10 protein-coding genes are annotated in these 13,427 nt (G+C 67.8%); 6 read left to right on the forward strand and 4 right to left on the reverse strand.

Annotation, left to right across the window (positions count from 1 at the left end):
• Positions 1–199 precede the first annotated feature (199 nt).
• A complete protein-coding gene (locus FBZ90_RS16635; protein WP_145733792.1) occupies positions 200–1,273 on the reverse strand; it encodes an alpha/beta hydrolase in 1,074 nt (357 codons plus the stop codon).
• Between the two features lie 344 nt (positions 1,274–1,617).
• On the opposite strand from FBZ90_RS16635, the gene FBZ90_RS16640 reads away from it, so the two are divergent.
• Positions 1,618–4,329 (forward strand): glycoside hydrolase family 3 C-terminal domain-containing protein, encoded by a 2,712-nt coding sequence (locus tag FBZ90_RS16640; RefSeq protein ID WP_145733793.1) that lies wholly within the window; start codon positions 1,618–1,620, stop codon positions 4,327–4,329.
• 21 nt (positions 4,330–4,350) lie between these two features.
• Here the strand turns inward: FBZ90_RS16640 and FBZ90_RS16645 are convergent, their stop codons facing one another.
• Positions 4,351–5,088: a FadR/GntR family transcriptional regulator gene (locus FBZ90_RS16645; RefSeq protein WP_145733794.1), complete on the reverse strand. Its 738-nt coding sequence runs from the start codon at positions 5,086–5,088 to the stop codon at positions 4,351–4,353.
• 274 nt (positions 5,089–5,362) lie between these two features.
• Here FBZ90_RS16645 and FBZ90_RS16650 point away from each other — a divergent pair, with 274 nt between their 5' ends.
• A complete protein-coding gene (locus FBZ90_RS16650) occupies positions 5,363–5,833 on the forward strand; it encodes a hypothetical protein (RefSeq protein ID WP_145733795.1) in 471 nt (156 codons plus the stop codon).
• 22 nt (positions 5,834–5,855) lie between these two features.
• Here FBZ90_RS16650 and FBZ90_RS16655 read toward each other — a convergent pair whose 3' ends face one another.
• A complete protein-coding gene (locus tag FBZ90_RS16655; protein WP_145733796.1) occupies positions 5,856–6,515 on the reverse strand; it encodes a GNAT family N-acetyltransferase in 660 nt (219 codons plus the stop codon).
• 11 nt (positions 6,516–6,526) lie between these two features.
• Positions 6,527–8,863 (reverse strand): Orn/Lys/Arg family decarboxylase, encoded by a 2,337-nt coding sequence (locus tag FBZ90_RS16660; protein ID WP_145733797.1) that lies wholly within the window; start codon positions 8,861–8,863, stop codon positions 6,527–6,529.
• A gap of 380 nt (positions 8,864–9,243) precedes the next feature.
• Between FBZ90_RS16660 and FBZ90_RS16665 the strand changes: the two genes are divergently transcribed.
• From FBZ90_RS16665 to FBZ90_RS16680, 4 genes are read left to right on the forward strand one after another with little or no spacing between them, the layout of a single operon-like run.
• Positions 9,244–10,434, forward strand: a complete 1,191-nt coding sequence (locus tag FBZ90_RS16665) for an aminotransferase class I/II-fold pyridoxal phosphate-dependent enzyme (RefSeq protein WP_145733798.1) — start codon at positions 9,244–9,246, stop codon at positions 10,432–10,434.
• The gene (locus tag FBZ90_RS16670) at positions 10,434–11,699 is read left to right on the forward strand and encodes an ABC transporter substrate-binding protein (protein ID WP_145733799.1); all 1,266 of its coding nucleotides are present in this window, start codon (positions 10,434–10,436) and stop codon (positions 11,697–11,699) included. The genes FBZ90_RS16665 and FBZ90_RS16670 overlap by 1 nt, the downstream gene beginning before the upstream one ends.
• Positions 11,696–12,583: a carbohydrate ABC transporter permease gene (locus tag FBZ90_RS16675; protein ID WP_186455854.1), complete on the forward strand. Its 888-nt coding sequence runs from the start codon at positions 11,696–11,698 to the stop codon at positions 12,581–12,583. The genes FBZ90_RS16670 and FBZ90_RS16675 overlap by 4 nt, the downstream gene beginning before the upstream one ends.
• Positions 12,580–13,419, forward strand: coding sequence for a carbohydrate ABC transporter permease (locus tag FBZ90_RS16680; protein ID WP_145733800.1), 840 nt, complete (start codon positions 12,580–12,582; stop codon positions 13,417–13,419). Before FBZ90_RS16675 ends, FBZ90_RS16680 begins: the two co-directional genes overlap by 4 nt.
• Positions 13,420–13,427: the final 8 nt, after the last annotated feature.

The raw sequence follows: 13,427 nt of genomic DNA on the forward strand, positions 1-13,427 counted from the left end.
ACGGGCCCGTGCGCGCCCAGAACAGGAGGGCGAGAAAGGCGGCCGCCGTCAGCAGCACCCAGGCCGCACGGCCAAGCCCCCATCGCTTGCTGTTCCTGACGCGCATTCCACCCTCTATTATTGCAATAATGTAGCGGCCAGGCCCCCGCCGAGGCAAGGGGCGCCTGGCCGCCGCACCTCATGCACGGGGGGGGGAGGGTCAAGGCGTCTCGTTGAAGTCCAGCGCGCGGCTGAAGAACGGGATGACCTGTTCCTGGATGCGGAAGGCGACGTGGCTGGTGTGGGTGCCGGGATAAATCTCGAAGCTGTTGGCGATGCGGTAACTGTCAAGCGCCTCATGCAGTTTGCCGGCATCGACCTTCAGGCTGTCCTGGTCGCCGACGTCGATGGCGATGGCCCGGTATTGGCGCAAGGCCCCGACATACTGGTCCAGGAAGGCCAGCGGCGCGTTGGCCGCCCATTTGGCCAGGATGTCCGGGCGCGGCTCTCCCTCCTTGACCGGCAGGTCGAGATAAAGGGGCGGGTTGTGGGGGTTGGGGGACCAGGCGGCGGCCGTGGCCAACTGCGCCCGCGCCATGAAAGGCAAGGTGCCGGAGTCGGCCGGGGCCTTCACGCTTTCCAGCAGCGTCCAGGTCTTGGGGTCGATCGGCCCCAGGGCGCGCGGCGACAGGCAGCAGGGACTGAGCATGTAGAGCGCGCCGAAAACGTCGGCATGCTTGATCCCGATGCGGGCGGTGCCATAGCCCCCCATGGAATGGCCGGCCAATCCCCGGCTCTCCCGCTTGGGAATGGTGCGGTAGTGGCCATCGATATAGGCGACCAGATCGCGGGAAATGAAGGTTTCGAAATCGCCGGTGGTCACGGAGCTGGAGTACATGGAGCCGTTGTGCACCGTCTTGGCATCCGGCAGCACCACGATCATCTCCCGCGCGCCTTGGGCGTACGCCCCCTCCACCGTCTGCGGAACATGGATCTCCGCCATCCATTGCGCGGCGCCGATGGAATAGCCGTGCAGGGCATAGACCACGGGGTAGCGCTTGTGCGGATTGGCAGCGTAGCCGGGCGGCAGCAGCACATAGACGTCGCGGTCCACGGCCTCGCCCTCCAGGTTTCCCTCCAAGGTCGGGGCATGCACCAGGAGGTGCTCCACCGTCACCGGGCGCGCGCCCGGCACGGCCGCCGGCGCCTCCGTCGCCACCTGTGCCTGGGATGGGGCGCCACCCCCCGCCAACGCCGCCATCGCCAAGACCAGGCCGTAAACCGCCTTCCTCATTCATTCCTCCCTGTTTGGAATTGTTCGTCGCCGTCCGCGCCATCGCGCCGCCTCGACGGCGGCTGAAGTCCATGACCCGGGGCGCCCGCCCCCGGTTGGAATCCTCCCGTTCTTGCCCCCATCATCACGCGAATGGGGGGATGCTTGACGCAATGTGAGCGCTAACAATGATTAATTGTCTGAGTATTGGGTTTGGTGTCAAGATGCGCCAAGGTGATGGCGCGGGCGGACGGAACAGGTGCCCACGGCAAACCCACGCCCCCGGATAGCCTCGTTTGGCCCCGGCGGCACCCATGGTCGACGCCATGGGAACAAGGAAGAAAACAAGGAATGGGAAGGAAAGAATGCGTTACCGCCCCCTGACGCGCGCGCTGCTGCTCAGCGCCGCCTTCTTCGCCCTGACGCCACAGGCGCGGGCCGACCAGCCCGCCTCATCGTCCCTCCCCCCAACGGCCCCCTCGCCGGCCATCAGCGACGCTTGGCAAAAGGCGCAAGGCCTGGTCGCCCGCATGACCCTGGATGAGAAGCTGGGCCAGTTGGTCAACGTGGCCCCCGCCATCCCCCGGTTGGACATCCCCGCCTACAACTGGTGGACTGAATCGCTGCACGGCGCCATCGGCGCCGTTCCCACCACCAACTTTCCCGAGCCCATCGGCCTGGCCGCCACCTTCGACGCGCCCCTGGTGCATGACGTGGCCGGAACCGTCAGCGTGGAGGTGCGCGCCCTGCACACCCTGGGTCGCGCCACCGGCCACCTGGGCCGCATCGGCACCGGGCTGGATACCTGGTCGCCCAACATCAACATCTATCGCGACCCGCGCTGGGGCCGCGGCCAGGAGACCTATGGCGAGGATCCCTATCTGACGGCGCGCCTGGCGGTGGCCTTCATCGGCGGCATGCAGGGCCCCAACCCCGACCTGCCGGACGTGGTGGCCACACCCAAGCATTTCGCCGTCCACAGCGGCCCCGAATCGACCCGCCATGCCGCCAACGTGTACGTGTCCCCGCACGATTTGGAAGACACCTACCTGCCCGCCTTCCGCGCCGCCATCGTGGAGGCGCGCGCCGGGTCCATCATGTGCGCCTATAACCGTGTCGACGGGCAGCCGGCCTGTGCCAGCGACCTTCTGCTGAAGGACCACCTGCGCGGCGCCTGGCACTTCACCGGCTATGTGGTATCCGATTGCGACGCGGTGAAGGACATCGCCGACAATCATAAGTACGCCCCCGACCAGGCGGCCGCCGTGGCCGCCGCCCTGAAGGCCGGGGTGGACAACGAGTGCAACGTCGCCACCCTGTTCGGCGCCGGTGGCGGGCTGGCCGCCCGCTATAAGGAGGCATATACGCGCGGCCTGATCAGCGCGGCGGACATCGACCTGGCGCTGGTGCGCCTGTTCTCCGCCCGCTATCGCAACGGCGACCTGCCTGGCCTGGATCGTCCCAAGCAGGACGTCCCCGTCCAGGCCATCGGCACGGCGGAGCATCAGCAGTTGGCGCGCAAGGTGGCCGGCGAAAGCATGGTGCTGCTGAAGAACGACGGCGTGCTGCCGCTGAAGCCCGGCGTCAAGGTGGCAGTCATCGGCCCGCACGGCGATTCCACCCGCGTACTGCGCGGCAACTATTCCTCGGCCCTGTCCGCCCCGCCGGTATCGGTGCTGGACGGCCTGCGCCAGGTGATGCCGGGCGCCCGCATCATCCACGTCCCCTTCAACGAGACCGTCATGGACGGCGACCCGGTGCCGACCTCCGCCTTGGTGACGCCGGACGGCAAGCCGGGCGTGAAAGCGCAATACTTCAACGCCACCGGCCCGGTGAAGGCTCCGGCGCCGGACGCGCCCTTCGGTTCCATGCCGCCGCTGGAGGTGGCGGCCAAGCCCGCGCTGACGCGGGTGGAAGCGCAAGTGGGCGGCAGCGGCCATGATCAGAAGACGGTGGCGGAAAATTACCGCGTGGTCTGGACGGGCTTCCTGGTACCCCCCGAATCCGGCACCTACCGCCTGGGCATGACCGGCTTCTCCGGCGGGGAGTTCGAGTTCGACGGCCGCCGCGTGGACCTGGGCACGCCGCTGTGGGGTGACCTGCCCAAGCTGGAAACCGTGACCCTGGAAAAGGGCAAGCGCTATCCCATCCGCGTCGCCACCGACGTGCACGGCATGGGCGGGGTGGAATTCCTGTGGAAGCGGGTGGCGCCCGCCGCTGCCACCGCTGACGGTGACCTGGCCGCAGCCGTGGCCGACGCCGACGTCATCGTCGCCGCCGTGGGCCTGAGCGCCGACCTGGAGGGCGAAGAGATGAAGCGCCAGATCGAGGGCTTCGCCGGCGGCGACAAGACCTCCCTCGACCTGCCGGCGGAGCAGCGCCGCCTGTTGCAGGCGGCCAAGGCCACGGGCAAGCCGGTGGTGGTGGTCCTGCTGAACGGCAGTCCGCTAGATCTGTCCTGGGCCAAGGACAACGCCGCCGCCATCGTGGAGGCCTGGTACCCTGGCCAGGCGGGGGGCCTGGCCGTCGCCGACGTGCTGTCGGGCAAGACCAACCCGGCCGGCCGCCTGCCGCTGACCTTCTACCGCAGCGTGGCCGACCTGCCGCCCTTCGACGATTACGCCATGACCGGCCGCACCTATCGCTACTTCACCGGCCAGGCCGTCTACCCCTTCGGCTTCGGCCTGTCCTACACCCGCTTCGACTACGGCCCCGTGACCGTGCAGCCGACGCACGGTGGCGCGGAGAACGGCGTGCGCGTGACGGCCACGGTGACCAACACCGGCGATCGCGCGGGCGACGAGGTGGCACAGCTGTACCTGAAGCCGCCGGCGTTCGAGGGGGCGCCCCGCCTGGCGCTGCGCGGCTTCCAGCGCCTGTCCCTAGCGCCGGGCGAAAGCCGCACGGTGTCGTTCGAGCTGTCGCCGCGTGATCTCAGCTTCGTCACCCGCGACGGTGACCGCCAGGTCATGGCCGGCACCTACCAGGTCAGCGTCGGTTCCGGCCAGCCGGACAGCGGCGTGCCCAGCCAGCAGGGGCAGTTCGCCACCACGGCGGCGCTGTCCATCGCGCGGTAACGGTGCGGGACGCGGCCCGGTCTAGGCCTTGAACGACTGGGCCGTGTCCCGCAGCGCCTCATCGATCAGCCGGCGCATGGCGTCGCGGGCCGCCTGCGCATCGCGGGCGGCAACGGCCTCCAGGACATGGCGATGCAGGGGAATGGGCTCATGCGGCACCACCCCCTCGCGCAGCTTGTGGATGGTGCTCCACCGCACCGCGGCACCGATGCTGACGGCCAGCGACCCGATGAGCGGGTTGCCGCTGGCCTCCAGCAGGGTGTCGTGGAAGTCGGCATCCGCGGCCTGCCCTTCCTCGGCCGCCAGGGTGTGGCGGTCCATGGTGTCCAGGGCCGCCGTCATGCGGGCCAACTGCTTCTCCGTCCGCCGTTCCGCCGCCAGGGCGGCGATGCCCGGCTCCACGATCAGGCGCAGTTCGAACAGGCTATAGATGAAGTCCTTGCCGGGTTCCGCCGCGAAGTGCCAGGCCAGGACGTCGGGGTCCAGCAGGTTCCAGCGCGACCGGGCACAGACCTGGGTGCCGCTCTTGGGCCGGCTTTCCACCAGGCCCTTGGCCGCCAGGATGCGCAACGCCTCGCGGTAGGCGGAGCGGGAAACCTTCATCCGCTCGGCATTGACGATCTCGTTGCCCAGCACATCCCCCGGCTGGTAGCGGCCGGTGACGATGTCGATGCCCAGCTGCCGGGCCAACGCGCCGTGCAACCGGCCTATGGGTGACCCACGGCCCAGGCGCGCCAGACCGGCCATCATTTCATCCATGCGACAGGTTCCGCCCGGTTGGTTCAATCATCGCACAGTTTTAAAGTATTCATCTTGCTCACGCGAGCCTTGGCGACCTTTCAAGGAGTGTATTCACGCGCACCGCCCCTTCCGCCCCGGCGCCGGACACGTCCGCCATGTCCGACACTGTCCGGCGCACGGCGCAAACCGGCCAGGCGCGCGCGGAACGGCCAGACCGCGAGGGTCTCGGGTTGGCATGGCCCATGCTGTATCCGGCGCCGCCCGCCCCAACCAAGCCGGAATCCAGCCCCCCATGAAAACGACGACCGCATTGTGTTTCCACGCCGCGAGCCTGATCGCCCTGGCCATGGCCGCGTCAGTGCCGGCAACGGCCAAGACCGCCACGGCGGCAGAGATCAAGCTGGCGACCGCCAAGGAAGGCCTGGCCATCTGCCGCGCCAACAAAATGGGGAACTGGGACCTGGCCTACATCGCCGGCAAGGACGGCCTGGTCCAATGGGGCCCCGGCTACGATTGCAAGCAATCCCGGGTGCCGGGTGAGTTCAGCACCATCACCAGCGCCATGCAGGCCGATGGCACGCTGCTGCCCCTGGCCACCCTGGAGGAAGGCCTGCTCGCCTGCCGCGCCAGCAGGATGGGGCAATGGGACCTGGCCTATATCCTGGGAAAGAACGGCCTGGTGCAATGGGGGCCCGGCTACGCCTGCAAGCAGTCCGCCGCACCGGGTGACTTCAGCGACGTCGACAACGCCTTGGTGAAGTGATCGGCAGATGCGATGTGCGGCCTCAGGACACCGCACCCGGCGGCGGAGGCGCAGGCTCGGCCGCCACCGGCTTCGCCTTCACCTTTTTGGGCATGGGCGTCGGCGGCGTGGTGTTGCCCTCGCCCAAGGGGCGGATCACCTGGACGGAGTCCGTCCAGCGGCCGAACTTGTACCCGACGGACGGCAGGTAGCCCGCGCGCGTGAAGCCGAAGCTTTCATGCATCTGCAGCGACCGCGTGTTCTCCGCGTCGATATAGCCGATCATCTGCCGGTACCCCGCCGCGGCGCAGGCGTCGATCAGCACCTGCATCAGTTGCCGGCCGATGCCCCGCGACAGATGGTCGGGATGCACGTAGATCGAGTGCTTCACCGTGTAGCGATAGGCCGGGCGCTTGCGGAAGGGCACGGCATAGGCGTAGCCGACCAGCACGCCGTCCAGTTCGGCCGCCACATGGGGCAGCCGCTTGTTCAGCATGTTCTTGCGCCGGCGCTTGATGTCGTGCTCGTCCAGGGGCTCGGGCTCGTAATCGCCGATCCCCCGGTTGATGTAATGGGTGTAGATGGCCAGCATCGCCTCCACATCCGCCTCGGTCGAGGTGCGGACGATCACGGTGGAGGCGGCGGCCGGGCCAGGGCCGCCGTCGGTAACCGTGGCGGGATCGCGGTCGGGCATGAAGCTCATGGGCGGCGGCCTTATTCGCGGACGACGTAGGTATAAAAGCGGGTGCGGCCGTCGGGGTCCAGCTTGCGATACACGCCCTGGATCTCGTTATCGAAGCCGGGGAACAGGTTGGTCGCCTGCTCGAACACCTTCAAATAGTCGATCATGGGCGCCGCCCGTTCCGTCAGCCGCTCACCCGGCAGCACGGTGGCGATCCCGGGCGGGTAGACCAGCATCAGGGTGGTGGCGATACGGCCCGGCAACTGGTCCAGGGTGACGAAGTCCACCTTGTTGCGCACCAGCTGCTTGGCGGCGACGTGGGGCAGCATGGCCATCTCGGGCAGGTGCTCCGGCCGGAACTGGCGGCGCTGCAGGGCACTGATGTTGTGTTCACGATAGAAACTGTGCATGTCGCGGCACAGGTCGCCCAGGCGCACGCCGTTGTAGCGCGGGGCACGGCGGCGGACGAAATCGGGCATGATCTCATCCAGCAGCGCGTTGTCGTCATGCAGCCGCTTGAAGAAAATCAGCGCGCTCATCAAGCCGCCGGCCTTGCTGCTCTCCACGCCCGGGGTCAGCAGGAACAGCAGGGAGTTCAGGTCGTTCTTCTCCGGCACGATCTGGTTTTCGCGCAGGTATTCCGCCACCACGGGGGCCGGCACGCCCTGTTCCAGATAGGCGCCGGTGCGGCGGTCGAACCCGGGGGTCAGGATGGTCAGCTTGTTGGGATCCGTCATGGCATAGTTCGGCCCCAGGTGCTTGTACCCATGCCAGGACCGCCCCGGCTCCAGCATCCAGTGGCTGGGGTCGCGGGCCAGCTCATCGGTGGGCACGTCCTCCCACCGCACATCGCGGCCGTCCAGGCGGGTGAGGTCGGGCACGAAGGGGTCGAAGAACCACTGCCGGGAGACGTCGCCCTCCTTCTCGATAAATTCGCGGGCGATGGCGCGCAGCTTTTTGCGAATTTCGATGCCCAGGCGGATGGTGTCGTCCCACAGCACCTCGCCAGACTTGCCCTTCATCATCTGCGCGCCGACGTCCAGCGAGGCGAAGATGGGATAGAACGGGCTGGTGGAGGCGTGCTGCAGGAAGGATTCGTTGAAGCGGCGGTGTTCCACCCGCCGCTCCTGGTCGCCGATGTGCTTGTCCTTCACATGGATCTGCGATGCCTGGCTGAAGCTGGCCAACTGCTTATGCGTGGACTGGGTGGTGATGATGCCGGGGCTGTTGGGGCCCAGGTCCTTCACCCCCATGCCATAGCGGCCCTGGTAAAGGGGATGGAACTTCATGAAGCCGGCCCAGGCCTCATCGAACAGGATGTAGTCGCAGAGCGGGCCCAGCTTCTGCACCAGCAGGTCGGCGTTGTTGATGGTGCCGTCGTAGGAGCATTGCTGGATCACCGCCACGCGGAAGGGACGCGGCTTCTTCCAGGCGTCGGGGTCCTTCACCATGGGATGGGTGCGGATCTTCTCGCGGATCGCCGCCTCGTCCAGCGCCTCGTAATCGATGGGGCCGATCAGGCCGTGGGCGTTGCGGTCGGTTTCCAGGAAAATGGGCGTGCCCTGGCCCATGAGCAGGGCGCCATGGTGGGCGGCCTTGTGGTTGTTGCGGTCGAACAGGACTAGGTCATCCTCCGCCACCAGGGCGCCCAGCACCACCTTGTTGGAAGCCGAGGTGCCGTTCAGCACGAAATAGGTGCGCTCCGCGCCGAAGATCTTGGCCGCTTCCTTCTGCGCGCGCAGCGCCGGCCCCTCGTGCACCAGCAGGTCGCCCAGGTCGACCACCGAATTGTCCAGGTCGTCGCGGAAGATGGCCTCGCCCAGATGCTCCACGAAGATGCGGCCGATGGGGCTGCGGCTGTAGAAGATGCCGCCGTTGTGGCCGGGGCAGGTCCACAGCTGGTTGCCTTCCTCGGCATAGTCGACCAGGGCGCCGAAAAAGGGCGTCTTCAGCGTTTCGGCATATTGGCGCAGGCGGCTGATCAGGTTCTTGGCGATGAATTGCGGCGTTTCCTCCGCCAGGAAGACGTAGCCGTCGATCTCCCGCATCACTTCCATCGGGATGTCTTCCAGCCGCTTGCGCCGGACCAGCAGGACGATGGGCATTTCCAGGCCGCGGCTGCGCACCAGCGAGATCAGGGCCGCGGCCTTGCCTTCCGGCCCGCGCTTGCCCCAGTCCAGCACCATGCAGCCGATGGCCGCGTCGGTGCGGATGGCCAGTTCCGCGTCCTCGATGCGGCGGGCCTTGGTCACCTCGAAGCCCAGCCGCTCCACCTCCACGATAATGTCCTGCAGCCGCGTGCCCTCCAGCTCATCGGCCTCGAAGGCCGGGGCGCAGACCAGGAAATTGAAGCGGCGGAAAAAGTCCATGGCGATGGCTCCGTAAGGACTGGCCAGGGTGGGGAAACAGGCGTGGGTGGAGAAAGGATCATGTCCCGCCATCCGTCACAAAAGAAATTTCAAAGAAAGTTCACACCGTTCCCCCGACGGGTTCCGCAGGCGGCCGTGGCCGCATCCGCTTGACACCCCTCCCCAAGCGGCTAATCATCGGATGTGAAACCAATTTCAGGCGGCGTCGGGACAGCGCCAGCCTGGCCGACACATCCGAGGTGCCGTGCCCGCGCCCGCCCGCCCCCTTCCACTCCCCCCACCTCATTGGCTGGCCCGGCCACCCGTCCTTTCCCGCGCCCGAAGTGCCGGAACGGTGCGGGACGACAGCCAGGCCCCGTCCCCAAAACCGGAACGTCCCCATGATCGAACCGCCTGACGATCCCGTCGCCCGTGCCCAGCGCCTGGTGGCGCATGACGAGGCCGCGCATGCCTATGAGGCGGTGGTGCCGGCCATCGTCCAGACCTCGCTGTTCACCTTCGGCAGCTTCCAGGAAATGGCGGACACCTACGCCGGCAAGAAGGCGCGCAACGTCTACTCCCGCACCACCAACCCCACGGTGACGGAGTTCGAGCGCAAGATGGCCGCGCTGGAGGGGACGGAGGACGCCATCGGCTTCCCCAGCGGCATGGCCGCCATTTCCGGCGCCGTGCTGGCCTTCGTGCAGCCGGGCGACCGCGTCGTCTGCGTCCGCCATGTCTATCCGGACGCCTATCGCCTGTTCGAAACGCTGCTGAAGAAGTGGGGAATCACCACGACGTACGTCGATGGCGCCGACCTGACCGCCGTGGACGCGGCCTTGCCCGGCGCCCGCCTGCTGTACCTGGAAAGCCCCAACAGCTGGATGATGGAGGCGCACGACGTGGCGGCCCTGGCGGCCCTGGCTAGGAAGCACGGTGCCATCAGCCTGATCGACAATTCCTGGGCCACGCCCGTCTTCCAGCGGCCGGCGGCGCTGGGGGTGGATTTGGTGCTGCACTCCGCCTCCAAATACATCGGCGGGCACAGCGACACGGTGGCGGGCGTGGTGGCGGGCCGGCAGGAACTAACCGGCCTCATCCGCCGTTCCATCTGCCCCTATATCGGCGCCAAGCTGGGGCCGTTCGAGGCCTGGCTGCTGCTGCGCGGCCTGCGCACCCTACCCATCCGCATGAAGGCGCACGAGGCGTCGGCCCTGACCCTGGCGCGGCGGCTGGCCGAGCATCCCAACGTCACCAAGGTGCACCATCCGGCGCTGATGGCCCCCCTGCCGCCGGGCCTGACCGGCACCTCGGGCCTGTTCTCCTTCACCGTGGATGATGGCATCGACATTCCCACCCTGTGCGACGCGCTGGACCTGTTCCACCTGGGCGTCAGCTGGGGCGGGCATGAAAGCCTGGTGGTGCCGGCGCTGGTCACCCACGTCCAGGCGGCCGGCCCCAACTCCGCCCTCGATTTCGGCGTGCCGGCCACCATGGTGCGCCTGCATGTCGGGCTGGAAGGGACGGAGGCGCTGTGGGCCGACCTGGACCAGGCCTTGCGGGTAGCCCAGAAACGCGACCGGGCACGCTGATGATGCTGAAGCGGCTGCTCCTCACCCTGGCTCTCGCGCTGTCCGCGCTTCCGGCCCGCGCCGAGGAGCTGCGCCTGGTGGAGGTGCTCAGCAGCCCGGAGCGGACGGAGACGCTGAAGCATCTGGTGGCGGGGTTCGAGGCCCGCCACCCCGGCACCCATGTGGAGATCACCTCCCTGGCCTGGGGATCGGCGTTTGAGAAGCTGGCCACCATGGTGGCGGCCGGCGACATCCCCGATGTGGTGGAGATGCCGGACCGCTGGCTGTCCCTGTATGCCGGCAATGGTCAGTTGGAGAGCCTGGAGCCTTATCTGGCGGGGTGGCCGGAAACCAAGGGCCTGAACGACCGGGCCCTGACCGTGGCGCGGTCGGTGGCCGACACCGCCTACATGCTGCCCTACGGCTTCTATTTGCGCGCCCTGTACTACAACAAGGCGGTGTTCCGGCAGGCGGGCATCGCCGAGCCGCCGAAGACGCTGGAGGAGCTGCACGCCGACGCCGCCCGGATCGCCCAGTTGCCGGGCAAGTCCGGCTATTGCCTGCGCGGCGGGCCGGGCGGCCTGAACGGCTGGGTCATGTTCGGTGCCAGCATCGCCGGCGGCAACGCCTTCTTCCATGACGACGGCACCAGCACCCTGAACGATCCCGGCTGGGTGGCCGGCACCAGCTGGCTGATAGACCTGTACCAGAAAGGCTTGGCGCCCAAGGACAGCGTCAACTGGGGCTTCAACGAGGTGGTGGCCGGCTTCTATACCGGCACCTGCGCCATGGTGGACCAGGACCCCGACGCCCTGATCGCGCTGAAGGCCCGCATGAAGGCGGAGGATTTCGGCGTGGCGCCCTGGCCCAAGGGCCCCAACGGCAAAGCCTATCCCACCCTGGGCTTCGCCGGCTGGTCCATCTTCAAGCGGTCCGCGCACAAGGATCTGGCCTGGGATCTGGTGGTGGCCCTGAACGACCCCGCCGGCAACCTGGCCTGGAATCAGCAGACCGGCGCGCTGCCCATCTACACCGCCGCCGCGCACGACCCGCTGTACGCCGGCGCCATCTATCAGGGTTGGTTCGCGGAACTGGCGGACCCGGACGTGGTGCCCACGCTGATGCCCACCTATCTGCCGGGCTTCGCCTATTTCGCCGACAGCCTGGTGGTGCGCAGCAGCCAGCAGGCGCTGCTGGGCCAGATCAGCCCCGCCACCATGAACAAGCAGTGGGCCGCCTATCTGACCAAGGCCCGGCGCAAGCAGGCAGAAGGGGTGAAGCCATGAGCCGCGCCCTGGCCCTGAAGCTGGAACCTTATTTCTACACCGCCCCGTCGCTGCTGCTGATCGCCGCCATCATGCTGGTGCCCCTGGTCACCGGCCTGTCCTACGCCTTCCATGACCTGATCCTGCTGGACCCGTTGAGCGGCGATTTCGTCGGCTTGGACCATTTCCGGGAGTTGCTGGACGACGACGGCTTCTGGACGGCGCTGCGCAACACGGTGGTGTGGACGGCGGTGTCGGTGGCCCTGCAATTCACCTTCGGCCTTATCCTGGCGCTGCTGCTGAACCGGCCCTTCCCCGGGCGCGGGCTGGTGCAGGCCCTGGTCTTCCTGCCCTGGGCGGTGCCGGGCTTCCTCTCCGGCCTCACCTGGGCCTGGCTGTTCAACCCGGTGATCGGTCCCCTGCCCCATTGGCTGCAGGGCCTGGGCCTGCTGGCCACGCCGCAGAACATCCTGTCCGACCCGCACCTGGCGCTGTGGGGCCCCATCGCCGCCAATGTGTGGTGGGGCATCCCCTTCTTCGCCATCACCCTGCTGGCCGCCTTGCAGTCCATTCCCAAGGACATCTATGAGGCGGCGGCCATGGACGGCGCCGGGCCGCTGCTGCGCTTCCGCCGCGTCACCCTGCCCCTGCTGGCGCCCACCATCGCCATCACCGTCATGCTGCGCACTGTGTGGGTGGCCAATTTCGCCGAGCTGATCGTGGTTATGACCAAGGGCGGACCGGCCGACGCCACCCAGATCCTGTCCAGCTACATCTTCACCCTGGCCTTCCAGCGCCTGGACTTCGGCTATGCCTCCGCCGTGGCCGCCGTGCTGCTGCTGTTGCTGCTGGCCTATGCCGCCGCCGTCATGGTGCTGCGCCACGCGATGACGGAGCGGGCATGAACAAGACTTTTGCCCGCGTGCTGCCCCGCGTGCTGCACGCCCTGGCGCTGGCTGCCTTCGTCGCCTTCGCCCTGTTCCCCCTGTTCTGGCTGCTGAAGGTGTCGCTGACGCCCGACGATCTGATGTATGGCGAGGGCGTGCGGCTATGGCCGTCCCGCGTGACGCTGGACCATTACGGGGCCGTCCTGCGCCACAGCCAGTTTCCGCTGTTCTTCCGCAACAGCCTGATCGTCTCCGCCGCGACCGGCCTGTTGGCCACCGCCGCCGCGTCGGCCGCCGGCTACGCCTTCTCGCGCTTCCGCTTCCGGGGCAAGGCCTGGGTGGTGGGGGTCATGCTGATCAGCCAGATGTTCCCCCTGATCATCATCGTGGCACCCATCTTCCGCCTGCTGGCGCCACTGGGCCTGACCAACAGCCTGACCGGCCTGGTGGTGGTCTACACCGCCTTCAACACCCCCTTCGCCGCCTTCCTCATGCAATCCTTCTTCGAGGCCATTCCGAAGGATTTGGAGGAGGCGGCGATGATGGACGGCGCCACCCGCTTCCAGGCCCTGCGGCACGTCATCCTGCCCCTGACCCTGCCGGGGCTGGCGGCCACCGGCGGCTTCGTCTTCACCGCGGCGTGGAGCGAGCTGCTGTTCAGCCTGATGCTGAACTCCTCCGCCGCCGTCAGCACCTTCCCCGCCGGGCTGCTGGGCTTCGTCTCAAAATTCTCGGTCGATTTCGGGCAGATGATGGCGGCCGGCGTGCTGGCCCTGCTGCCGGTCGGCGCCTTCTTCCTGCTGATCCAACGCTATCTGGTGCAGGGCCTGACGGCCGGTGCCGTGAAAGGCTGACCCATCCC

It is taken from the genome of Nitrospirillum pindoramense (assembly GCF_007827955.1).
Taxonomy (GTDB): Bacteria; Pseudomonadota; Alphaproteobacteria; order Azospirillales; family Azospirillaceae; genus Nitrospirillum; species Nitrospirillum amazonense_B.